The 22,952-nt window shown below is 36.5% G+C and carries 22 protein-coding genes and 1 riboswitch; all 22 genes read right to left on the bottom strand.

The window, feature by feature from the left end:
* Nucleotides 1-16: 16 nt before the first annotated feature.
* The 22 genes from ACOZBY_RS07945 to comGC all read right to left on the bottom strand — a co-directional run bounded on the left by ACOZBY_RS07945 (nucleotide 17) and on the right by comGC (nucleotide 22,943).
* Complete coding sequence (locus ACOZBY_RS07945; RefSeq protein WP_332289993.1) at nucleotides 17-1,441, bottom strand: hypothetical protein; 1,425 nt, start codon at nucleotides 1,439-1,441, stop codon at nucleotides 17-19.
* Nucleotides 1,438-2,115: a hypothetical protein gene (locus tag ACOZBY_RS07940; RefSeq protein WP_236249555.1), complete on the bottom strand. Its 678-nt coding sequence runs from the start codon at nucleotides 2,113-2,115 to the stop codon at nucleotides 1,438-1,440. Before ACOZBY_RS07940 ends, ACOZBY_RS07945 begins: the two co-directional genes overlap by 4 nt.
* A gap of 49 nt (nucleotides 2,116-2,164) precedes the next feature.
* Nucleotides 2,165-2,950, bottom strand: a complete 786-nt coding sequence (locus ACOZBY_RS07935) for a hypothetical protein (protein ID WP_036216870.1) — start codon at nucleotides 2,948-2,950, stop codon at nucleotides 2,165-2,167.
* A gap of 38 nt (nucleotides 2,951-2,988) precedes the next feature.
* Complete coding sequence (locus tag ACOZBY_RS07930) at nucleotides 2,989-5,607, bottom strand: molecular chaperone (protein WP_036165572.1); 2,619 nt, start codon at nucleotides 5,605-5,607, stop codon at nucleotides 2,989-2,991.
* Nucleotides 5,608-5,659: 52 nt separating this feature from the next.
* Nucleotides 5,660-6,355 carry a hypothetical protein gene (locus ACOZBY_RS07925; protein ID WP_012295142.1) on the bottom strand — a complete coding sequence of 232 codons (696 nt, stop codon included), beginning with the start codon at nucleotides 6,353-6,355 and terminating at the stop codon, nucleotides 5,660-5,662.
* Nucleotides 6,346-7,623, bottom strand: coding sequence for a normocyte-binding protein (locus ACOZBY_RS07920; RefSeq protein WP_422761946.1), 1,278 nt, complete (start codon nucleotides 7,621-7,623; stop codon nucleotides 6,346-6,348). The genes ACOZBY_RS07925 and ACOZBY_RS07920 overlap by 10 nt, the downstream gene beginning before the upstream one ends.
* 37 nt (nucleotides 7,624-7,660) lie before the next feature.
* Complete coding sequence (locus tag ACOZBY_RS07915; RefSeq protein ID WP_230591317.1) at nucleotides 7,661-9,271, bottom strand: serine/threonine protein phosphatase; 1,611 nt, start codon at nucleotides 9,269-9,271, stop codon at nucleotides 7,661-7,663.
* Between the two features lie 26 nt (nucleotides 9,272-9,297).
* Entirely contained in the window at nucleotides 9,298-10,137 is an 840-nt protein-coding gene (locus ACOZBY_RS07910) for a PP2C family protein-serine/threonine phosphatase (protein WP_012295145.1), read from the bottom strand.
* Nucleotides 10,138-10,143: 6 nt separating this feature from the next.
* The gene (locus tag ACOZBY_RS07905; protein ID WP_031416938.1) at nucleotides 10,144-10,671 is read right to left on the bottom strand and encodes an FHA domain-containing protein; all 528 of its coding nucleotides are present in this window, start codon (nucleotides 10,669-10,671) and stop codon (nucleotides 10,144-10,146) included.
* Nucleotides 10,672-10,707: 36 nt separating this feature from the next.
* Nucleotides 10,708-11,283: an FHA domain-containing protein gene (locus ACOZBY_RS07900; RefSeq protein WP_031416939.1), complete on the bottom strand. Its 576-nt coding sequence runs from the start codon at nucleotides 11,281-11,283 to the stop codon at nucleotides 10,708-10,710.
* 32 nt (nucleotides 11,284-11,315) lie between these two features.
* Nucleotides 11,316-11,753, bottom strand: coding sequence for a J domain-containing protein (locus tag ACOZBY_RS07895; RefSeq protein ID WP_422761943.1), 438 nt, complete (start codon nucleotides 11,751-11,753; stop codon nucleotides 11,316-11,318).
* Between the two features lie 88 nt (nucleotides 11,754-11,841).
* The gene (locus ACOZBY_RS07890) at nucleotides 11,842-12,267 is read right to left on the bottom strand and encodes a hypothetical protein (protein WP_012295149.1); all 426 of its coding nucleotides are present in this window, start codon (nucleotides 12,265-12,267) and stop codon (nucleotides 11,842-11,844) included.
* Between the two features lie 226 nt (nucleotides 12,268-12,493).
* Nucleotides 12,494-14,662: a hypothetical protein gene (locus ACOZBY_RS07885; protein WP_012295150.1), complete on the bottom strand. Its 2,169-nt coding sequence runs from the start codon at nucleotides 14,660-14,662 to the stop codon at nucleotides 12,494-12,496.
* A 575-nt stretch (nucleotides 14,663-15,237) separates the two neighbouring features.
* Complete coding sequence (locus ACOZBY_RS07880) at nucleotides 15,238-16,161, bottom strand: serine/threonine protein kinase (RefSeq protein WP_031416942.1); 924 nt, start codon at nucleotides 16,159-16,161, stop codon at nucleotides 15,238-15,240.
* A 130-nt stretch (nucleotides 16,162-16,291) separates the two neighbouring features.
* The gene (gcvPB, locus tag ACOZBY_RS07875) at nucleotides 16,292-17,755 is read right to left on the bottom strand and encodes an aminomethyl-transferring glycine dehydrogenase subunit GcvPB (RefSeq protein WP_012295152.1); all 1,464 of its coding nucleotides are present in this window, start codon (nucleotides 17,753-17,755) and stop codon (nucleotides 16,292-16,294) included.
* Nucleotides 17,748-19,094: an aminomethyl-transferring glycine dehydrogenase subunit GcvPA gene (gene gcvPA / locus ACOZBY_RS07870; protein ID WP_012295153.1), complete on the bottom strand. Its 1,347-nt coding sequence runs from the start codon at nucleotides 19,092-19,094 to the stop codon at nucleotides 17,748-17,750. Before gcvPA ends, gcvPB begins: the two co-directional genes overlap by 8 nt.
* Before the next feature lie 25 nt (nucleotides 19,095-19,119).
* Nucleotides 19,120-20,223, bottom strand: coding sequence for a glycine cleavage system aminomethyltransferase GcvT (gene gcvT / locus ACOZBY_RS07865; protein WP_031416946.1), 1,104 nt, complete (start codon nucleotides 20,221-20,223; stop codon nucleotides 19,120-19,122).
* Nucleotides 20,224-20,487: 264 nt separating this feature from the next.
* Nucleotides 20,488-20,581: riboswitch (glycine riboswitch) on the bottom strand.
* A gap of 144 nt (nucleotides 20,582-20,725) precedes the next feature.
* Nucleotides 20,726-21,241, bottom strand: a complete 516-nt coding sequence (locus tag ACOZBY_RS07860; protein ID WP_031416947.1) for a shikimate kinase — start codon at nucleotides 21,239-21,241, stop codon at nucleotides 20,726-20,728.
* A 198-nt stretch (nucleotides 21,242-21,439) separates the two neighbouring features.
* Nucleotides 21,440-21,868 (bottom strand): competence type IV pilus minor pilin ComGF, encoded by a 429-nt coding sequence (gene comGF, locus ACOZBY_RS07855; protein ID WP_289449583.1) that lies wholly within the window; start codon nucleotides 21,866-21,868, stop codon nucleotides 21,440-21,442.
* Nucleotides 21,861-22,178 carry a hypothetical protein gene (locus tag ACOZBY_RS07850; protein ID WP_012295157.1) on the bottom strand — a complete coding sequence of 106 codons (318 nt, stop codon included), beginning with the start codon at nucleotides 22,176-22,178 and terminating at the stop codon, nucleotides 21,861-21,863. Before ACOZBY_RS07850 ends, comGF begins: the two co-directional genes overlap by 8 nt.
* A complete protein-coding gene (gene comGD, locus ACOZBY_RS07845) occupies nucleotides 22,171-22,611 on the bottom strand; it encodes a competence type IV pilus minor pilin ComGD (RefSeq protein WP_012295158.1) in 441 nt (146 codons plus the stop codon). The genes ACOZBY_RS07850 and comGD overlap by 8 nt, the downstream gene beginning before the upstream one ends.
* On the bottom strand, nucleotides 22,611-22,943 hold the full coding sequence (comGC, locus tag ACOZBY_RS07840) for a competence type IV pilus major pilin ComGC (protein ID WP_289449584.1): 333 nt from the start codon (nucleotides 22,941-22,943) through the stop codon (nucleotides 22,611-22,613). Before comGC ends, comGD begins: the two co-directional genes overlap by 1 nt.
* Between the last annotated feature and the right edge of the window lie 9 nt (nucleotides 22,944-22,952).

Here is a 22,952-nt window from a genome sequence, read left to right as displayed (position 1 = left end):
TCTCTTTTGTTCATCTTTAATTGGCTTTTACTTCTTTTCCAAAAATTTGCACACTGCCATTCATAGTAATTTTACTTTCTTTACATTGTAATGAAATTTCTTCCTCTGCAGACATAAGGATTTTTTTGCTAGCATTCACCGTAATATCTGCCTCAGATATAAGCTTAATCTCTTTTTTGCTATAAATTTCGATACCGTTTGCTTCATTTAAACGAATAAAAATATCGCCATCCTGTGCGGTAATGAGAATTTCTGTTGGACTTAATTTAATCTCTTTACCAAAGGCTGTCCGATAATATTTCGTCGAAGGATCGTCTAGTTTATTAGTGGCCGTTGTATCCAAGTTTTTTCGTATTGAGGTACTAGCAATCCCCTCTTCCTCACGGTGAGAAGGAAAATAGATGTGGACAAAATCATTGATTTCCGGCATACAATACCAGCCACTATGTCCCTCAGCTGTATAGCCCGTTGAGTAAAGGAACCAATGTGCCTTTCCCTTATCCTGCTTGTCATCAATGGCTAAATGTACCTTAATATGATCCTTTGCGACTTCTAACACTTTTCCTTCTAAGGACAAGCCGGAAATATCCGTGTTAAATAGCTCACTTTTTTTCATGCCATTTTTCGTTGACAGTGTATAGTAATGTTTCAGCAAGCCATCCTTCATAGTTGTATATACTTCATATATATACAGTGTTTGCTTATTAAATGTAACGTGGTCTCCTATTTGAAGTACCTTGTCACTTTCCACCTCATAGTAAAGGAAGTCATGCTCGCCCATTCCTTCATTACCATTCTCTGTATATAGTAGATAGTCTGCTATTTTTTTTCTGGTCGTGTAATGATAATCTTCTAGCTTTCCTTGAGCACTTCCAGCTGGAACACCAAAATGGAACTTTGGCTTGTCAAAGGTAGCAGCAGGCACGAGCCCCGTATTAAAACGAGAGGCTAGTCTTTTTAAAAATTCCCAATCTGTTTCGTAATATTGAAGAGTAAACTTTTCTAATTTAGCACCTTTTGTAGCTTCATCAATAACATCAAGACCAGGATAAACAGGATTTAACAGTTTGAATAAAGCCTTATAGGTCATTTCCTTATCCTGATAGGAGCGATTTTTCTTTTTAATATCTAGCTGATGGGTACTAGAAGCCGCTTCGACCTCTATATAATAGATGCCACGCACTGAGCTAACCTTCACATTTAAAATAACACCTTTAAATAAGGGAGAAGGGACACCGAGATGGTTAAGCTGGTTTACTTCAATGGCAGATTGTGCCTCTGTCATTTCGACATATGTATCTCTCGCCTCTTCAGGCACAATCCCAGTAAAACGTAACATAGCATGTTCGTTCATTTTTTTTGTAAGGCTTAGCTCTTGAATGCTGACAAGCTCAAATGGCGATATTTTTATATGATGATAAGTCGTCACTGCACCACTCATAGAACTGCCCCTCCTTTCCCTTCACTTGAAGTGAATTGTAAGGATTCCATCATAGCTCTCGCGATAGGGCGCCAAGTGTCAAGATCATCCTCCATACAATTAAACGTTCCAATAAGTGCTCGCCCTTCTACGGAGGCAAAGAACATTAAATTAAAAATTTCTCCATCAATGGCAGGTGTAATGACCTCTAAAAAGCCTACCGTTTTGCCATCGATCTTCTGAACATCTGTATCCAACCAATCTGCTGAAGGCTGAGCTTGTTCAAGGATGTCCATCATATTTTCTTGAAATGCAGCGACTCCGTCCTCGTTTAAGCGATGTGGTGTCAGATTGAAGGCAAGATTGATTGATGAGGAGGTATCTGTATAAATTAGATTTGGTCTACGCTCTGATGGGTACTTTAAGGACGCTAGTTCAGCAGACATAATAGAAAATAGCTTTGGCATTCGTATAATCATTTTGCCGTCCAATAATGGTTGCTCTATCACCTGGACTTCCTCATCATCAATGGTGATAATATTTTGGTAAATATCGACTTCTTGTAGATTGTCCTGTTCGTCTTGTTCAGGCTCCTGTTCCACTTGTAATGCCGCTTGCTGCTGGGCTAACTCATGTCGTTCCTGATCTCTCATTTCGTTTCTTAATGCAATAATCTTTTCATCTAAAAATTTCATCCCACTCACCTTCCGCTTCTTCAACGTTTTTTCACTGACAACTTTTCAACTAATCAACGATCATTCGCTTTGGTCGACTTGGACTAGGCATTTGACTAGCCCCAGTTCCACGACCACCATTTTTGGATTCAATTAATATACGATACAAATATTTGTGAATTTGACTATTGGAAAACGGTTGAAACTCTAGCTCTAACCGATTACTAATGTACATTTCAATGACATCTCGCTGTACTCGTTCTTCATTTAAACACGCTAGGGCAAATGTTATGTCGTAAGCATTGCTTGGACGATTTTTTAATAATTCCTTTGCAAAACATTGTAAAACCTTAGGATGATAGGTACTTCTTTGTACTCCAGCATATTCACAGTGAAGATAATTAACGGTATTGTATTCAGTGGTATAATCCGAAAAATCTATGGGCTCTGATCGTAGCTTTGCTCCCACCTTTAATTTAAAACGCACTATTTCCAATTCATTGGGGGCAAGATACATGGAGTTATCAAGAACAATAGTCGTTGTAAATTGCGTGAAATCCAAATGATTTACTTCTTCAGCAAAACGCACCTTTACTATCGTTTCATTTCCCGTTGCCTCATAAGGCAGCTCATAGCTACTATGTAGCATATAGAGTCTTTTATTATGTTTCAGGATGCCCTTGGTTAGAATAATGCTTGTATCTGTTACATGAATATGACAACCTGCTATAATGCCGTTCGAGTATTCCTCGAAGTATAGATCTAAAAACTCTCTCGGGAAATCTCGCAGGTTCTCTAGCATTTCCAGCTTTAAAATTCTTCCTTTTTGAAAATGTGGATATTGATTTGTAAACATCTGTTATTCTCCTCTTTTATTTTTTAGCAGATGCCTACTTACTTTAAACCATCAAAGAAATCTAACTCTGATAGATCCGTTTCAAAGGCAAAGAATTCCTTGCTGCCAATAAACAGCTGCTCCTCTTTCCTAGCCACTGGTACTACATGGAAGCCCCAATGATCCTCTCCTGCGAAGACGAAAAATTTCACTTCACCATTGGCTATTGAATCAGTCTCGTCCTGTGGGATTTTATTGGAATAGAACGACACAATACTCTCATAAAGCACGGGTACAAAATTTTCCTGCCTATTGAAATAGGTGTACTTTTGGGTTGTCTGATGATCACTTCCAGTTAGGAAAAATTCGACCTCTGTGACTCCCCATGGGCGTGAAATAGTTCCATGAATTTGATTCAATCGTTCTAAGCTACTGATAAGAAGTTTTTCTTGCCGGTTATGTGTAAATGCGCTAACGGAATAGGGTACTATAGGAGCATCATTCGTAACAGTAGTTTCAATCATGCCAATTTTTTTCGCATTTAAGTAACGCAACGCTCCTCTTAAGCAGGCAAGCTTTAATTCTGGCACTTTCCCTACATTTTCAGCCTTTTGCCTAAATTCAATGCTACGGCCTGGCACAAACTCCTTTAAAGCCTCTCGGAAGGCATCAATTTTACAGGATTGTCCAGTCAGCTTAATAATGGAGTATTCACCAAGCATGCCACTTTCATAAAACTCCTCTAAAAATTCGCGTACAATATCATAAATATCTGCTTTTATAAGATGATTGATTTCTTTAATATTGAAAAAAACATTTGGATAGTCGTAAACATCTTTAAATTGATGATGTTCTAATAACGATAAGCACCAGCGATCTACTGTTGTGATATTCAAATCACTATCCTGCTGTGTATCGTTTTCTGAATAAAAACGGCTTCTCAAAATACCCGTTTTTCGGAAAAATTCCTTCTTCATTTCCTCTGCCATTTCCCATAAAAAATAATGATTATTGCGAACTCTTAGATACTCATCACGAGTCCGATTTTCATATTCCTTAAAGCGTGTAGGAATGATAGATTCAGCATCTTCAAATGCTTCTTCGAATTGCTTGTAGACTGCCTCTACGCCATAATCATCTACATATCGATAAATATCCTTTCCGGGGATATCAATTAACGCATCAATGTCATACGCATTTTTCCCTCGGCTATAATAGTTCGCAAAAACAATTTTCATAAATTGGAAAATGCGGTATGTAATATTATTACCTCCAAAATTGGTATCACCATTTTCATAGGTTGTATGAATATCAATTTTGTAGGAAATGTGGCCGTCCTCTATGCGAAATTTACAGGAAGAGAGGTCTGTCGTTCCCCCACCACAATCAATGACAAGTGCTTTGTATTCCTTACTATCCATAAAGCTTTGATTCTCGATTTGATTGGCGATCGTGTTATATAGAACAGACATCCCTTCATCGAGAGCATGCTCTGTTTCAATTTGATATTCAGGTAATATGGCTTGAAACATATCTAAAAATTGTGTTTTCAGCTTGACAGGACTTGAAATATGCAAATGTTTAAATCGACACTTAAATTGATGCTCAGCCATGCGTATGATATAAAGTAAAAATTCTCTGATGATTTGACTACGCGGGATAAGTGCTGTATTGCCATTCGCATCCATCACTTCTTCTAATTTTGCATAATTACTAACCCAACGCTTGATTCCCTGAAATTTAGTAGCCAAAGATGTATAACTATTTTTTTTCATCACTTTAAGCGCTTCATAGCCAAAATGATAGCTGACATGCTCGGTGTTTGAGCAATCTGCTACTGAAAGCACTGTGGGCACTACTTCAATCCATTCATTTTGATGGAGTGCGTCTGGGAATTGGACAAAATTAATGCTATTAAGCTCAATTCTCTTGTTTAAAAGGTCATGGCTACAAGGAGATGAGACATAATCACTATCCAAAAAAACACCGGCTGTTGTATTTGTTGTACCAAAATCAATCGCAAGGATAGCATTTGTCGTCTCTAATTGCTTCATCTCTAAATCTGGTATCGGTACTTTGTAATAATGTAAATTTGTTGGTGGTAGCGGAATTTCCTGATAGTACGTTTTATACATATACTCAGAATCTTGCTTCCGTAAAAAAATAAAGCTATAGTTTTTATTTTTTGTCTCACGTATGCCAAGTGCTTGATCGGCAGTTAAATAATAACTTTGTGGTCTTTCATCATCCTTGACAATATTTAAGATTCCACATAACTCTAGCTGCTCATTCACAAGCAATACATTGGATTCCACTAGAAACCCGCCTGTTTCAACTAAATATTGATCGGGTTTATCTATTTTCATACCTTTATAGATATTCATTTTGGCGGGGATTTTAATACCCCCATTATCAGAAAGCGGCGTCTTTAAATATTTTCGCAAAGCCTCTTCTACTCTTTCAAAGCCCCCATCTTGGTTCTCTTTTATGAGAAGATGTTCCTCAGCCCCACGATATCTTAAAATCTTTTCAATTAATTCGTCCCTTGTCAGCGTGTTAATTAAACCTGTTATGAGCTTTTCCTTATAACAAATATTTCTAAGCTGAAAGGTCGTCATTTCCATTAACTCTACACGTGTATAGGTCATATATTTTTTTTCTGAATACCGCTTATTCATATTCAATTTATACGAGTATTTGGTCGTCACCTATAGCCCTCCCTTGCTCTCTTTAATAAAGAGCTATTCGATCTAGCTTCATGGTCTCTTCTACTCCCATAATGCCAAAGTGATATTGCCAATAAACTTCCATATGGTAGCCAACTGGTAGAAAAATCTCTTGAATGAGCTGAACCATTTTACTATTTTTTTCAGTCTTTCTTTGCTGAATGTAAAGAAGTAACTCAGCTTTTTCCTCTGACTTAACGTAAATGAAACAATTTTTAAAAATATTTTTCAGTGTATCTTTGATCAGGTATATTTCCTCGCCTGTTTGATAGAGTCTAAGCATGTTTAATGCAACAATTTCTTGTTCTTTTTTTGAAAAAAGCTTGATATTATCGCGGACCCGATTTCCAAATACATTTGCCTGAATATCCCTCAGGATAAAGCGAATATAAAATTCTTTTTTATTCATACCTTGCATGCGATCAATCTCAGCTAAAAAGTGTAAGGTTATATCTAATAGGCAGTCTCTAAACTCTTTATCTGATGTATGATCAGGATGAAACAGGTCTTTAAAGATTTGAAAATAACGATAATAAGGATTTACTTCAACATGCTGCTCTACTACCTGTGAATTTAATAGCTGTGGACTAAGCTCCATATACGGTGAATAAATTTGAGCCAGGTGAAAGTAAATATCCTTGGTTTGAAAGCCTTCATCTTCTGTTTTTATAAGTAAATCCCAAATATAATTCATAGCCATTTACCCACACATTTATATTCCATAAAATGTCTTTGTATTTCAGCAATCAGGAAGCTTAATACATCATTCGCAATAAAGTCTCTATCTTGTTTAGATATGAATTGCAATAGCATTGTTTTTTTATAACTGTTTCCTTCTTGTCTATCCATTAAAAATGGTTGAATAAGGTTACGACTCCCTATTGTTTCTTGTTCCTCGAAAACATCAATTTTCACTAGTTCAAGCATATCTGCTGCCTTAAAGGAATTTATCAGCCGAATAATTTCTCCTTTTGTAGAAACATTTTGATTATTTTTATAAGAAAGCTTGTGCATAAAATAGTCATTACAACTATTTGAAACTAGTGCAAAATTTAATTTGCCAATTTGCTCTTGCTCCACTTTAGCAATTTTTAGTAATCGCCATTCTCCTGATTGCTCTAGTGGCGAAACAATTGTCAGTTCATGGTCTGAACGTTTGACATACCTAACATTTTCCTCTTCCGTATCAATGACATAGCCATGTTGATTACCTGTTTTTCGTAATGATAAGACATGCTCAAAATTGACTCTATCTATAGCAGGGAAGGGAAAACCACTATTTTTCACCACATGGGGTTGAATATTCCAAAGCGGCACCATGTTTAATCGTTTGTGTTGCTCATATTCCTCTAAATCAATCGACACTTCTTCTATTTCCACATCTTCATGTAACGGTGGGCAGTCTACAACGATGACGTCCAGAAATTTATGAACAAATGGATGATTAATTGTTTTCCAAGGAAGGCCATTTATTTGAAAAATAGAGTATAGCTTTTCGATTTCCCTTAAATACCGATTATTCTTTATGAGGGCAACTTTAATCTCAGCTTGTCCCTCTGACGTCTTTAAACTTCCCCTAAATAATCTTTGCTGTGCAAGTAAATGTTGAATCTCATCCGAATTACACGCTAAAAATAAAGTCATGAGCGTCGTTGGTTCGTCCTTTTTAATGGACCCAAGAAGCTGATCCGTGTAGATTTTTTTCTCCTCTATATCTGTTGGACATATCGGAAATAAACAGTCATGGATGGGATCGACATCCTCCCTTGGAAGCAGTGTTGCGTAGATATCATATTTATTATCTATATCATCCATTTCATTGAAAATACGCTCCTCAAGCTTGCGGTTCATATCCTCTTGATAGTCGATGAGATTTACAAAGACACCACTTACAATATCCTTTAGTAATTGACGTTGCTCTAAATCTTCTATTTTTCGTATACGTTCGAACATGAGCTCTTTTAACAATTTACTTTCCTTCTTTCATAAACCCAGAATTGGATTGCTAACTTGCATCAGGTGCTTCATCAATTGGTAAGTCTGCGTCGTTTTGGACAGCATTTTCCGGTGCTTGTCCTTGTGGAATAGGATTCAATTTATCATTTACATTCATAATTTTTCTCTCTAGTCCTAAAACCTTTGCCAATAATTCTGTTTCCTGATAGATCTCTTGTGCAAGCGTATAGGATTCTATTGCTTTTGCGTATTCCTGACGGGCATAGCTCTGATCGCCATTCTTTTCCAATCCCTCTGCCTTTAATTCTTTCTGGGCCTTTTCTAATTCTTTTATTTTTTCCTCTGTGTCTTCTATTTTTGTTTTAATTTGTGGCTCGCCAGTAAATGAAATAGCCAGCGCTTTTTTCCTAGCCTTTTGGTAGATTGCTAAAGCACCATTGTAATCCTCAGCCTCAAAGCGAAAATCGGCATCTTTTATGGCGTCAACAATCTCAACGATGGAATCCATATTGTCAATTCTTTGCACTACCTCTTCCTTACCGAATCCATGAATGAGTTTTCCTTCTTTTTTCGCTTTTTCATAGTGTTCCAACGCCTCAGCAAATTTCCCAGTCTCCGATGATTGATCACCATTGATAATAAGTTGTGTCACTCTTAATTTTCTAGCTAGCAAATTTCTATGTATAGGATCTTTCAATTTCTTTGCCGCATTTCGGCCCTCACTATATGAAAGGAGTGCTTCATCATAATTTCCATCCTGAAAATATTGATTGCCGCTCTTTTCATGGTCCTTCATTTCTACTGTCAGCTCAGCAATTTTTTTAGCTTGTTTTGCTTGATAGAAAATAGTGCTACCACCTACAACCAACGCTACTACTAATGCAGCAGCAATCATTTTTATATACTTCTTCTTGTTTTTATTTGTTTCCTGATACACTTTATTGACAAAAATTGCAGCAACTGTATAATTTTCTACCACTTTTCTTTGTCTACTTAATAAAATTTCTTCTAATAAATCGGTATATTGTTCTGAATCCTTTACACCTTCAAGTGCATCGGCCATCTCAATCTCACTAACATCTTCCCAGAATCCTGCAGTACAAAGTAATAAGGCATCCCCATCCATGAGTTTCATTTTCTTAGACACAAATGGTTGAAAATTGTTTGGCTTACCCAGATAATTTAGCAAATTCCCTCTTTCTTCATGCTGGCTAATATCTAAGGAGCGATTTCGATTGTTCACAATTTCCTGTGCTAAACTTTGGTCCGTACTTTTGTAGGTTAAGGTGCCATTACGGAAATGGTAGAGTCGTGAATTTCCCGCTACTGCCACAATCATCTTTGAGTAATCTGAAACAACTATGACAACACTAGCCTTCAATCTTACACGTAAACTTTGAGCTTGAAGTATATTTTGCGCATGCTTGAGGTATTTTTTTATACTTCTTCTCGACATAGTTGGTTTTTCCATAAAACGTTCTAAAATTGCCTTTACAGCAAGTTCCGCACTACTAATTTCCTGATCCGCATCTAAGCCCTTTATGGCTACCCAACAAGCAATATCATCGAGTTCTGTATAAGCAAAGTAATCTTTATTTTGCAGAAAGGACCCGGCTTCAGATAGAAAACTAGTTTTAAAGTCACAATTTTCCTTTCTCATAAGTCTCCTCCTTCTCTATTCCCCCGTCACCATATCTTTTCCAATATCAAGATGGTTGCATTGTCTTGATTCTTTAGGCGTTTTTGTTCAACGGCTTTTATAATATTCTGTGCTAAATCATAGGGTGGAGCTTGCTGAGAGAGGATTTTTTCCATTTCAACCTCTGTTAAAGCATCATAGATTCCATCACTAAATAGGCAAACCTTGTCTCCTTTATGTAGTTGAATAGGATTATTTCCTGTATCTAGATTTTTAAAGCCTGCATATCCCAAATAATTTATCAATCGTTTTTTCAAAGGATTTTCCTGCACTTCAAGTTGCGAAATTTCACCCGCAATATAACGTTCCGTTAAAACCGATTCAAAAATATGTTTTTGGTTAATCGCTAAAAATTCACCGTTTCTAAAAATCGTGATAACACTATCACCAACCGCACCCCAATGTAGATAACCATCGTTATCAATAATGGCGGTGACTAATGTTGTTCCTCCATTTGAGCCATTCAAGTTTTCTACAATCATATGATTACTATCTTTAGCTGCTTTCTTTAAAAAGTCCTGTAGATGATTGAGGCTACTAAGCTTTTTAAATTCCTCTATAAATGTTGTCACTGCGATTGTACTGGCCATGCGACCATTGGCTAACCCACTAATCCCATCTGCAAGTACCGCGATTGTGCCTTGCGTCGTCTCAGCGGTTGAGAAATAATCATCCTGTTCATCACGTCTTCCTATTGTTTGACCATTTCCAACGTAAATTTTCCCTTTTTCCATTTTTTGAGCAAGCATGCCTCGTATGATGAGTAAAAAAATAAGTACGACAATAAAAACTAATGCAATTATGTAAGGTACTAGCTTATGGTCCATTCGTCATCATTCCTCACTTTGATTGTTTTCCCATTCAAAGTGGACACCACAAAGCGGAATAAATAAGAACATACTTCTCCCTAACTGAATAACATCATAGGCTGCCAATTCAGTTGGTGTATAAACCGCTTCATTATTTAGATAGGCTAGTCCTGATGCATCTCCGGGTAGCAAGTAAAAGTTACGTTTTTTAGGATCATATACAATGACTGCATGATTACGCTTAGAGATTGAATTGTCTCCAGCAATACGAATATGCATGTCTTCTGCTCTACCGATAAAATTCTTTTCCGATAAGATGCGATAATCTCTCCCCATTTGAGGCCCTTCAATACAAACTAACCATCCTGTAACAGGATCAATTCCATCCATTTCTCCTAAGTAAGGCAAGGTTTTATCATCTGCTTCAATGACAGGTGTGGATGGACTATTTTGTCTTTGCTCCTGCTCCACCATGACGTTACAGTATGGGCAAATATTACGGTGTCTCCTTGAACTAAACATGTGACCATTTGTACATCTAATTAAACTCATTGCTAAATCCCCCATCTATGTTACGAATTTTTTTCTCTATTTCACCAAAATTCGTGTATTTGCTATGTATATCGTATCTCCATTACCTAGTGGGTATGGAATCTCTTGTTTTAGTCTATTTTTCACTCGCTTATGCGCCTTTTTTAGGCCTACACCATTAACAGAATCAATATCCTCTACATACCAAATACCAGCTACACAGTTGAGTACTGCATGTTCATAATTAACAAGAGATTCATATTCTGTTCCACTTAAATCAATATCTGCCTTATATTCAGCTGAGCTTTTTCCTATAAGTAATGAAATTTGATCACCAAGTTCCCATTCATCCACTTCCATCCCACTTGCATTTAGGAGAACAAGCTTAGAAATGTCCTTGTTTGTCATAGTCTGAGTGATTGCTTTTGCCTCGTATTTGAGAGAACCGTAAATAATAGCAAGGATGACCATTACTGTGCCAATAACAAATTTTAAAAGAACCTCCTGATTCATAACAAACACGTATAAAATGAAAAAGAAGGCAATGGTGACAATAATAATATCGATAATTTTTATAAACATTTTTTTTCTTGCATTTTCACTGTAAGCTTCAGTTGAATATTGATCATACATGTATTCACACTTCCTCACTTTATGCCATTTGATTATTTGTTAAAAAAGCGCTCAAATAAATCCGTAGTATCAAGGGGATTTTTCTTCGCATTTTTATGTAGGGTTGAGGACATTTCTTTTGTTTTCGGATTAAAGCCAAAAAAGTGTTCAAAGTTTTTTTCAATATTATTTATATTAAAATCTGGTTTTTTCTCTGCAGATTGATGTCCGTTTGAATGTCTTTCATCCTTTTGCTCAGTTTGCCAGCTTTTCCCTAGATCATCGAGGCGGGCATCATAAGATTCTCTCAATGCTGGATCTTTCAGAACTTTATAGGCCTCTGTAGCTTTTAAGAAAATATCTTCTGAATCTTTGTTTCCTCCGCTTACATCTGGATGGTGCTTTTTGGATAGCTTCCGATAAGCAAGCTTTATTTGATCTTGTGTAGCGTTTTTGCTAACACCTAAAATTTCATAATGTGTTTTCATCATTTCAACCCCAATTTAGGATTATTAAAAATTATCTAAGGAACTAAATAAGTTCCTTAGATAATTAGAAGAGTTTTATCAAGCAACAACCTTAGACAGCGTAGCCGCCCTCGATTTTTGCCAAGTCTGTTTTGTCTTTCTTTTGTTTAATGAATAAGAAGAATTCACCAATACCTTCAGTGTCACCATATCTTTCTGTATAGTCCACAACGAAAGCATTTGGGAAATGAATTTTTCTAACTACTTGATCAGCTGAGATCACTTCAAGTGTCACTTTGCGGTAGCAATCAGCTTTTTCAGCTGGTACTAATGACCATAATCCTAATTTCATCGTATCATCAGAATTATCACCATCAGTGGCAGTTAAAATTTTACCTTTCACTTTTAAAGTTGCCCCAACATCTGTAGAGCGAGCGTTAGAATCATTCGGTGTATCTGTCTCATATTCGACAGTCATAATGCTTTCTAACCCTAATTCAATTGCTTCAGATCCTTCTACTTTTAATACAAAACCCATTTTTAGTTCCTCCTAATTTTGGTTGAATGACTCCCATCTTTTCCGATGAATGAAGTTTAAGCATAGCTATCTCATTTCACAGGGCAGTGTTTTAAAACAAGCTTTATGAAATATGTAATTTTTCATCTGAATGATGTTAGTCGATTCATATTTATGTTAAAAGACTTATGATTCATAAATCTTAAACATACTACGTAAATTTTTAATGATTGAAATAAATAAATTGTTAGGCTTTAACAGCGCTTGTTCCTTTAGTAATCGTGACTTCAAGGTTTTTGACATTCCCATTAAACACAAGATCAATCTGACAAAGACTTGTTTTCTCATCAATGATGTAGCCGATATCGTCTCCATCATGGATAATAGAGTTTACATGGCCTTTATCATTGAGCCACTTACTTTTTTGACTGCTTGGATTATTACTAAAGAAACGAACAATATTTTCATGTTTAAAGTCCCCTGATTGGAAACGAAGGATTCTTTCAATATACGTACTAACTTGAGTTTTGTAGATTGAATCAAACCCATCTTCTTCCATTGCAAGACTTCTTGCTTTATAGACAGTAATACGTCTAATATCTTTATCCTGTAGTTGAGCATTTTCAGAAGAGAATACAAAACCAAAGCTTCTGCTATTAATAGCATCCTTAATATTATTCGTAAAACCGGAAATCTCTTTTGCCATAGTTGTTACTGCTCTTAGTGAATTATCTCCCGCTTCAATATCGAATCGAACTCCCGGATAATTTCGTTTAACATTTTTAAATGATTCCTTTAAATACTCTGGACATTGGTAGGCAGATACGATACCTGCTGCAACATAGCTAGCATCCACATAAACGCCTTCAATCCATAGCTTTAGGATATCTTCTTTCTCCTTCGATAAACGTGCTCCATTTTCAGTAGTATGCATACGCGTATCTATAACGACTCCTGATTTATCTTTCGGAATTATCGTGAAGTTTGGTAAACATGGTATAGCAAACTCACTATAATCCTTTCTAACCAGTACAGAGCATTTATCGATAAGACGATCAATACCAGCTGTTGCAATCCCATTAAAGGTTGTTTCTTCTTCAGCCATAAAGTTAAAGAAAATTTGCACCTTATAATCTTTTATCGTGTCCAAGAGAATGGATAACGATTCCATCGTGTTCCCCTCTTGCTTAGCCACTTTATCGTTTCCTTTGAACCTAGATCGACTTACTTTCATTTTTCCAGATGCTTCAAGTTCAAGGGCTGGTACTATTCCATACCATACTGTATCTGTAAAGTCATTTTTCGAGTTCACAGTGTTTAAGTAAGTACGTAATCTTGGTAGGTTATTACTTTTTACCAGCATATCTAACTTAGTGTTAGTGACAATTAATGAAGGTTGCATACCCTTGTTTTTAGTTGCATATTGATCAAAATACATTTTGATACCTAATAATTTTTCAACTAAAGGTTTAACGGTTTTAACAAATTCATCCTTTGCATCCTTATAGAATTCAAGATATGTATTGTAGTTTTGAACTTCCGTTTCTACATCGAATTCAGCTTTAATCGCTGGAAGCGGCGAAAACGTTCTGACTACTAAATCTTTTACATAAGAAGATGGTGATTCAGTTATCGCTTCGTAATCTTCCTCAAATACAGTACTTAAGCCATAATTACTATTTTCCTCAATGACCATTAATTCAGCGCTATTTGTTTGTGGTGCCTCAATGATTTTCAATTCACCATTGTCACCAATTGTAAGAGTACCTATTTGTAGCTTTTCAGATTCTCCCTCATCTTGACTAGCACCCAATAATAATCTTGTTTTAATATCTTCGATTGCTAATGGTAACATCGCCATCACATTGTTGTAGTTTCTACTTGCTACTTCAAACATAAGATTAAGCTTGTCACCTGTATCTAATTTCTTAGGATCACCTTCATCTAGCTTATCGTATTCACCATACAGGTAATGAATCTCTTTACGCACTTGGCGAATGTCATCCATGACTTTTTTAGGCGAGATCATATCAAGTAAATTTTCAAATTTAAAATCTACATTGGTAATGCCCTGACTTCTTTTTGTATCAATGAGCGTAAATAGCATTTTTAAAAAATCATTATTTTGGTCAATTGCTATTTCAGATATACAATCATCTTGGATTCCTTCTGGTTTTTTTAAGGTATACATGACTTTTTGATTTGCGGCATTGTAAAATGAGTAAACCGTGGGAGAAAACTTATCTAAAAATTCATCGAAACTTTTTACAAGAAGACTTTGATTTATTTCTTTAATTTTTTCATCGCTTAGACTATCAATGTCTTTGACGTCTCCAACGAGCGTAATTAAATCCAATTTCTCAGGATTTATTTCTTCAAAGAGCATTGTTCTGTTTGTTTGACTAATAATCTCCATTCATTTGGCTGCATAATTCTACAGCCATCCCTCCTTTTAAAACGAATTCGAGTAGGCATAAGCATTAGTAAGTAATTAGAACATACGAGCATAATGAGTACAGGGTTGGATATTACAAAACCACCTCAAATACTATTGTTTTATGTACTAATTATCACTGTTCTACACATAGTAATATAGAATAATAAAACAAATTGGTTAAAATATACCAACATAATACAAAGCTATGTAGTGAAATTGAAATTAATTTATAAGAATCTCTGTCCAACTTTATGCATCTTTCTTACAAACTTTACTAATGATTAATGTATCACATTGGTAACTATACAATATCTAAAATCAATGTCAATATTTTCTATAGAATATATTGTCACGAAAAACATTTATAAGTATCTTTAGTAAAAATATTACATGGCAATAAATATGATATTTTTATACAATTTCTGGCTTTTATAATATTTTTTTATAAAAAAAACAACTTATGGTCTGTTTTACCTTAGGCCATAAGCTGTTTTATGATAAATACTCAATATAGTAAAAATGGATAAATAGTATGAAGCGAATAGTAAATTTGGTCATTTGGAATCAAAAATCTCAAAATAGTTCTTTTTGCATTTGAACTTGTATTCAATAGCAATCATATTTTTAATAAATTTTAGGGAGGAACACCTTTTTTTAGTTTCTATTTGCAGCCCCCACATAATAGTGAGTGACATAAAAATACTTACTTTCGGATTATATTTTCTCACATTCGCAATTTTATCCTCAATTAACCTCTGTGAAACATCTACTGGTATTTTATTAGTTAATGCATAGTATAAGGTTGCCATCAAGCTATAAATATCGGTATAGATTCCTTGCTCTCCTTTCATGGAATACTGTTCAAGGGGCGAATAGCCTGGACTAGTAAATATCGGATATTTTGTTAAGGTTCTATAGTATACGGCAGATCCAAAATCTAATAAATGGGGCTGTCCCTTGGCATCAATCATAATATTACTAGGTTTAATATCACGATGTATGATCCCCTTATTATGTAAATAAGTAATTGCATCTATTAAAGGTAAAAATATTTCTTTATAGAGAAGATGTCTCTCACTCAATGCATATCTTTGTATATATTGCTCCAATAGAACTCCTTCATAATAATCTGTAACAAGATAAACGGAGCCATTTTCAAAAAAATGCTGTCTATACTTAACAATATGTTGATGGTTCAATTGCTGGAGCATGCAAGCTTCACTTAGAAATCTCTCCTTTAATTCCTGAAATTTTTCCTTTGTAGAGGGTAAACGATTGATTACTGATTTGTTATCCAAATCTCGTAAAGCAATCTCTAAAGGGTAAAACTCTTTTATAATAATTTCTTCTCCAGTGCTTATGTATTCAGCTATATAAACAAATGATAATTTACTCGTTGCAAGAAGGTGTTTGACTCTGTATGTATTATTTAATAGACTATTCGTTGGTAAACTCAATTCAGACGATGTCGTTTGCATTTTAATCTCCTCCTTTCACAAACCATCTCAAGGGAATTATAACAATTAATTGATTTTTATGTAAATATTATCATTACTTAAAATATTCATATAAAAACCGCTCACCAAAAAAGTGAGCGGTTTTACAATATTAAGCTTTTTGATAGCGCAGCACTGGTGTACGAGCAGCGCGTGTTTCATCAAGACGAGATACGACTGTTGTATGTGGTGCTTCTTGAACGATGGATGGATTTTCTTCTGCTTCTTTCGCAATTTGAATCATCACATCGCAGAATGCATCTAATGTTTCTTTAGATTCTGTTTCTGTTGGCTCAATCATTAACGCTTCTTCCACATTTAATGGGAAGTATGTTGTTGGTGGATGGTAGCCAAAGTCTAACAGACGTTTTGCGATATCTAGTGTACGAACGCCCAATTTCTTTTGGCGATGACCAGATAAAACAAATTCATGTTTACAATGTCGGTTATATGGAAGATCGTAGAATGGCTCTAAACGACGCATCATATAGTTGGCGTTTAATACAGCATATTCCGTAACAGCTTTTAGGCCATCTGGACCCATTGTACGGATGTACGTATAAGCACGCACATTGATACCAAAGTTACCATAGTATGGTTTTACTCGTCCGATAGATTGTGGACGGTTGTAATCGAAATGGTATGCTCCTTCTTCCGTTCTTACAAGGACTGGCTTTGGTAGAAATGGAATTAAATCTGCCTTTACGCCTACTGGACCTGAGCCTGGACCACCACCACCGTGTGGACCTGTAAATGTTTTATGCAGATTTAAGTGCACACAGTCAAAGCCCATATCGCCAGGACGTGCTTTACTCATAACAGCATTTAAGTTTGCGCCATCATAGTAAACTTTCCCGCCTACAGAGTGAATAAGCTCTGCCATTTCGATAATGTTTTCTTCAAATAACCCAAGCGTATTCGGGTTTGTTAGCATTAATGCAGCTGTATCAGCACCAACGACTTTACGAAGGTCTTCGATATCAACTAAGCCATTATCATCGGATTTAACAGTGATTGTTTCAAAGCCTGCTACTGTTGCTGAAGCTGGGTTAGTTCCGTGAGCAGAGTCAGGGACGATAACTTTGTTACGATGACCTTCTCCATTTGCTTCATGGAAAGCACGAATCATCATTAATGCTGTCCACTCTCCATGCGCGCCTGCTGCTGGCTGTAATGTCACTTCATCCATCCCAGTAATTTCCACTAACGACGTTTGTAGATCATAAAGGAGCTCCATAGCACCCTGTGCTGTTGATTCATCCTGCAGTGGGTGAACATTGGCAAAGCCAGAAAAACGAGCAACCGCTTCATTAATTTTTGGATTATATTTCATCGTACAAGAGCCAAGTGGGTAGAAGCCAGAGTCTACTCCATGGTTTCTACGAGAAAGTGCTGTGTAGTGACGCATGATATCAAGCTCAGATACTTCAGGTAATTCTGCTGCCTCTGAACGTACTAGATTGGCAGGTAATACATCTGCTAAATCTACTTCAGGTACATCAAGCGCTTCTAAGCTATAGCCAACGCGGCCTTCTTTTGAAATTTCAAAAATGAGTGTTTGATTTTCGTTATGCATGAAGAGCCCCCATTTCTGCAACTAGTGCATCAATTTCTTCTTTTGTGCGTAATTCAGTCACTGCGATTAGCACATGATGTTTAAGAGAGTCATAATTTTGACCTAAAGGATATCCACCGATAATACCTTTTTCAATCAAGCCTTTATTGATTTCCTTCACACATTTATTTGTTTTCACTACGATTTCATTAAAATGTGCACCTTGGAATGCTACTGTAAAGCCTGCTGCTTCAAAGGCATTTTTTGCATAACGTGTTTTCGCAATATTTTGTGTAGCCATCTCGCGAATACCTTGTTTCCCTAGAGCTGTCATCGCTACAGAAGCTGCAAGAGCAAGAAGCGCTTGGTTCGAACAGATATTAGAGGTTGCTTTATCGCGACGGATATGTTGTTCACGCGCTTGAAGGGTTAATACATAACCACGACGACCTTCACCATCGACTGTTTCACCAACAAGACGTCCTGGTACCTTACGCATTAATTTAGTTGTGACTGCAAAGAAACCACAGTGTGGACCACCAAATGCTTCAGAGATACCGAAAACTTGTGCATCACCTACACATATATCAGCACCTAGTTTGCCTGGAGGAGTTAAAATACCTAGGGCAAGTGGGTTAGACGACACAACGAATAAGCTTTTTGCTTCATGCGCGATATCTCCGATTACTTGAATATCCTCAACTTGGCCAAAGAAGTTTGGATATTGAGCAATAACTGCTGCAGTGTTGTCATCAATTAGCTCTTTTAAAGCTGCAATATCTGTCACACCATCTTTATGTGGAATTGTTACGATTTCAATAGATTGACCGTAGGCATATGTAGCCACAACATCACGATATTCTGGGTGTACCGTTTCAGATACTAAAATTTTCTTACGACGTGTATGACCTGCTGCCAACATCCCTGCCTCAGCCAATGCTGTACCGCCATCATACATAGAAGAGTTGGCAAGATCCATACCAGTAAGCTCTGCAATCATTGTTTGGAATTCAAAAATAGCTTGAAGCTCACCTTGTGAGATTTCAGGTTGATAGGGTGTATAAGCTGTATAGAACTCTGAACGAGAAATAACATGATCCACAATTACTGGCTTATAGTGGTTATAAACGCCAGCACCTAAAAATGATACATTCGCATTTGTGTCTTTATTTTTAGCAGCAAGTGCTGTTAACTCTTTTAATAAAGCAGATTCCGATTTCGCTGCTTTGATGTCATAAAGGCCTTTAAAACGTACTTTCTCTGGAATATCCTCGAATAATTCATCAACTGAGGATACACCGATTACGTCTAACATTTCTTTTTGGTCTTGCTCCGTCATTGGTAAATAACGATGTTTCATAAATGTAGGTCCCTCTTTTCAACTATTATTTTGAACGCTTATAAAACGGTGTTTCAACTGTAACTACTTTTAGTTGCTTTCCACGGATTTCAATTTCCATTTCATTTCCGATTGTTGCGAATTGACTGTCAATTAACGCGTGACCAACATTACGTTTTGAGGAAGGAAGCTGTGTTCCTGTTGTAACTTCACCAATTTCCTTACCATCCTTAAACACCTTATAGCCATGGCGTGGAATCCCTTTATCAATCATTTCAATGCCGACTAGTTTGCGTGGAAGACCATTTTCCTTCTGAGCTACTAATGCATCATGACCAATAAAATCTTCTTTATTTAATTTCACAGCAAAGCCGATACCTGCTTCAAGAGGAGAGATGGTTGCTGATAATTCTTGACCGTAAAGTGGCAGACCCGCTTCAAAACGTAGTGTATCTCGACAGCCTAGACCTGCAGGGACAACCCCTTTGTCTTGACCAGCATCTAAAATTTTACCCCATAATGCTTTAATGTCTTCGGGTGCTCCATATAATTCGAAGCCATCTTCTCCTGTGTATCCACTACGTGAAACTAGTACTTTATGTCCTGCGACTTCTACATTCTCTTGGAATCGGAAAAATTTAATAGCACTAACATCAGTTGAAGTTAAGGATTGAAGAACTTCCTCTGCTAAAGGTCCTTGTAGGGCAATTTGTGCATAGGCATCTGATTGATTGTCAATTGTCACATCATATTGATGTTGGTTTTCCAGCATCCAATCGTAATCTTTTTCGATATTAGCTGCATTCACACACAATAAATAGTGGTCATCAGCTAACTTATACGTTAGTAAATCATCGACTACACCGCCGTTCTCATAGCACATAGCTGTGTATTGTGCTTGGCCAGTAGCTATTTTTGAAACATCATTGGATAAAAGATTTTGTAAAAAATTTAATGCATCGGGACCTGTTACTAAAATTTCACCCATATGGGATACATCAAATAATCCCGCACGATTACGTACTGCATCATGTTCATCTTTAATAGAAGAGAATTGAACTGGTAATTCCCATCCACCGAAGTCAACCGTCTTAGCACCGTATTTCGCGTATTCTTCAAATAGAGGTGTACGTTTTAATTCATTCGTCATTCTTTTTTGCCCCCTTATTGTTAGTTACATTTTTACTGGTAGTAGTTCGTCTGCTTTTTGTATTGGTACAGTCATGACTCGGCAATGTAAAGCTTTTACAGAGTACCTATAGACATAAAAAAAGACAGACGAACCCCTTTTCGGGATTCTCTGTCCTTGCACCTGAAAGTTACACCAGACTAACTCGCATGGTTGATACTGCCAATTAGTCGGCTTTCCCCTTTGGTGGCTGCTATTGTTATACTACAGCTCTCTCCAGAGTTGCGTCTTATACGAGTCCTTTTACCTGAGAGATTCATAGCCATTGCTACTTGCTCCTTCGGTGGCGTCTAACCACGCTCTCTCCCCGTACAATCATCCGCCCAAGATACATCTTGGTACTATTTAGTATTCAATGAACATTTAGTTACTTATTTGTCTATATCCTAACATTAAATGCATTGAAAAGGCAATCATTTTTTAAAAGATAATAAAAGACGAACATTAAACGGCTGTTAATTATTTATCGTTCGTTTTTAAGCCTTTTTACTTGAAACACTAAATACTCTAAAATTTGACGAATGGTTCTGCCCTCTGTCAAGACCTGAATATGCCCTGCATCACGATAAAACTTTCTCCTGTAATGATACAGATTTTCTAGCTCCTCTTTAGTCGAACTTTGTACGATTGGTCTATTGGGATCATGCTGAACTCGTTTATAAATATCCTCAAACGAAGCATCTAAAAAAAATACTAAGCCACTACGCCTCATAATTTTTCGATTTTCAGCATTGATCGCAACTCCACCGCCCGTAGAAATAATACAAGCCTCGTCACGGAAACTTTTCAAAAATTCTGTTTCTATTTTTCGGAAATGGGCCTCTCCGTACTTTTCAAATATCTGCGGGATGGACATTCCTTGCTGTCTCACTATTTCATGATCCATATCATAATATGGCATCTTTAATAAAAAGCTTAAACGTCTTCCTAAAGCACTTTTTCCACTGCCCATAAAACCAACCAAATATATTTTTCGCAATTCGAATCACCTTCTTATAACTACGATTCTACACTGTCTGACAAAATTTGTCCCAATAAATTTATCGTAGCTTTAACATTCAATTTTTCGAGCCCGTCATAAGTTCGAAATTGCATTTCATATGACATACAATACGCAAGAAGAAAAGTAGTTACAAGAAATAATAATGCAATTGCGATTAAAAATATAGCCCCTCTGTCATTTTTCAATAATTGGCACATAGAAGGTTCGCTCCTTTTTCATACCACTAGGCATTTCCACCGACACAGTCAGCCTATTTTCGCTATAGGTAAAGTGACATTTATGGATGCCATTTAGCATGGGAACATGTCCTCCATTTACTTGTTCACGAATAATAGTACGATAGCAATCAATATAGTGGACTGTTTCCCTAGTCTGAAAAGATATTCTTTTTTGATCCTCTCGTACGGAGAACTCTAAAATATCCTTTAGACCTTTATTGAAATCATACACAAACAGCTCCCATTTCGCCTGTTCATCCGATTGCATAGTTGAGGTCATTTCAGCATACCACAGCATAATTAGGACAAAAAGATGAGAAATAAGCGTAAACACAATTAATTGAAACATCGCTTCTAGTAAGGTATAGCCCTTCTCATTATTCATTGCTATTACCTGTAAGGAGAATACATTTTTGTCGTTGCTTGAGTATATTGTGAAAACGAACACAAATCTCTTCACCATTAAACACCCATTGATACTCAACTTCTTCAATGATTCTTGTACCCTCAGTTTGTTGTACAGCTTGAAATAGCTTCATGCCCTCGTAAGCTGTTTCAGCTGCAATCATTTCCATTTTTTTATTCATAAGATTCGTTTTCATCGTGTAGCTAATGGGCAATAAGGAGCCGCAAAGTAACATTAAGATACCCATAGCCAAAATCGATTCAACAAAAGAATAGCCTGATTCATTCAATTCTTGCTCTCCCTCGCCCTAATGTAATGATGACCTTTTTCTTTCCCTGTGGTGTGTGAAAGGCAATAGTGCCCGCGGACCTGACATTGCCATTTACATTATAAACAATCGTATAAATAGAGCTCTCATCGGGGGAAAATTCAACTCCTTTTGGAAAGGGTCGGACATATAGATTGGAAAAAGCATCTTTTTGAATAACGTAGCGCCTTGTAGAGCTTTCAAATTTCATCGCGATATATTGTCGCTGGTTCATGCTATAGGTTTGAATATACTGAATATCTAGTTGAATTTGTGTAAAAAAACGGTCTAATTCCTTTGACTCCGCTAATTTTATAGAAAATTTGCTCACAATGGCTGTTAGACTCATAACAAGGAATAAAACAATTAGCATTTCGAGAATCGTAAAGCCCAACTCATTTTGTCGCTCCCTCATTATCCTTGAGTACCTGCATCAGCATTTGCTAAGCGTACCTCTCCTTTAATCGTAATGACTATTTCTTCTTTATTAGGGCAAGTTGTTTCATTTTCTTTCAAATAGCCCTCCTTCACTAAATCCTCAAGGGTCGGAAATGTCATAAAATCCACTCTATAGGCCTCTACTTGCCCCTGCACCATATTAATATAGGCCGCACAGCCCTTCTCATCAATCGTAGCAAAGTGCTTCGTAACATTTGGAATTGTAATTAAAATAAGGATTGATATAATTAACAAAACAATCAGCATTTCGATTAAAGTAAAGCCATTTTGTTGTTTCATTTGTTTCATCTTGCTCCT

Source organism: Lysinibacillus sp. NPDC056220, from assembly GCF_049315265.1.
Taxonomy (GTDB): Bacteria; Bacillota; Bacilli; order Bacillales_A; family Planococcaceae; genus Lysinibacillus; species Lysinibacillus pinottii.
Note: the sequence above shows the minus strand (reverse complement) of the source record. Positions and strands in the feature narration are given on the sequence as shown.

Excerpts from the sequence above, each read along its gene's own strand:
- ACOZBY_RS07930 (WP_036165572.1), bottom strand. The coding sequence starts at position 5,607 with ATGAATAAGCGGTATTCAGAAAAAAAATATATGACCTATACACGTGTA.
- gcvT (WP_031416946.1), bottom strand. The coding sequence starts at position 20,223 with ATGACGAATGAATTAAAACGTACACCTCTATTTGAAGAATACGCGAAA.
- ACOZBY_RS07915 (WP_230591317.1), bottom strand. The coding sequence starts at position 9,271 with ATGAGAAAGGAAAATTGTGACTTTAAAACTAGTTTTCTATCTGAAGCC.
- comGF (WP_289449583.1), bottom strand. The coding sequence starts at position 21,868 with ATGAATAATGAGAAGGGCTATACCTTACTAGAAGCGATGTTTCAATTA.
- comGC (WP_289449584.1), bottom strand. The coding sequence starts at position 22,943 with ATGAAACAAATGAAACAACAAAATGGCTTTACTTTAATCGAAATGCTG.
- gcvPA (WP_012295153.1), bottom strand. The coding sequence starts at position 19,094 with ATGAAACATCGTTATTTACCAATGACGGAGCAAGACCAAAAAGAAATG.
- ACOZBY_RS07880 (WP_031416942.1), bottom strand. The coding sequence starts at position 16,161 with ATGCAAACGACATCGTCTGAATTGAGTTTACCAACGAATAGTCTATTA.
- ACOZBY_RS07945 (WP_332289993.1), bottom strand. The coding sequence starts at position 1,441 with ATGAGTGGTGCAGTGACGACTTATCATCATATAAAAATATCGCCATTT.
- ACOZBY_RS07940 (WP_236249555.1), bottom strand. The coding sequence starts at position 2,115 with ATGAAATTTTTAGATGAAAAGATTATTGCATTAAGAAACGAAATGAGA.
- comGD (WP_012295158.1), bottom strand. The coding sequence starts at position 22,611 with ATGAGGGAGCGACAAAATGAGTTGGGCTTTACGATTCTCGAAATGCTA.
- ACOZBY_RS07925 (WP_012295142.1), bottom strand. The coding sequence starts at position 6,355 with ATGGCTATGAATTATATTTGGGATTTACTTATAAAAACAGAAGATGAA.
- ACOZBY_RS07935 (WP_036216870.1), bottom strand. The coding sequence starts at position 2,950 with ATGTTTACAAATCAATATCCACATTTTCAAAAAGGAAGAATTTTAAAG.
- ACOZBY_RS07905 (WP_031416938.1), bottom strand. The coding sequence starts at position 10,671 with ATGAGTTTAATTAGATGTACAAATGGTCACATGTTTAGTTCAAGGAGA.
- ACOZBY_RS07890 (WP_012295149.1), bottom strand. The coding sequence starts at position 12,267 with ATGGGTTTTGTATTAAAAGTAGAAGGATCTGAAGCAATTGAATTAGGG.
- ACOZBY_RS07885 (WP_012295150.1), bottom strand. The coding sequence starts at position 14,662 with ATGGAGATTATTAGTCAAACAAACAGAACAATGCTCTTTGAAGAAATA.
- ACOZBY_RS07910 (WP_012295145.1), bottom strand. The coding sequence starts at position 10,137 with ATGGACCATAAGCTAGTACCTTACATAATTGCATTAGTTTTTATTGTC.
- ACOZBY_RS07895 (WP_422761943.1), bottom strand. The coding sequence starts at position 11,753 with ATGATGAAAACACATTATGAAATTTTAGGTGTTAGCAAAAACGCTACA.
- gcvPB (WP_012295152.1), bottom strand. The coding sequence starts at position 17,755 with ATGCATAACGAAAATCAAACACTCATTTTTGAAATTTCAAAAGAAGGC.
- ACOZBY_RS07900 (WP_031416939.1), bottom strand. The coding sequence starts at position 11,283 with ATGTATGATCAATATTCAACTGAAGCTTACAGTGAAAATGCAAGAAAA.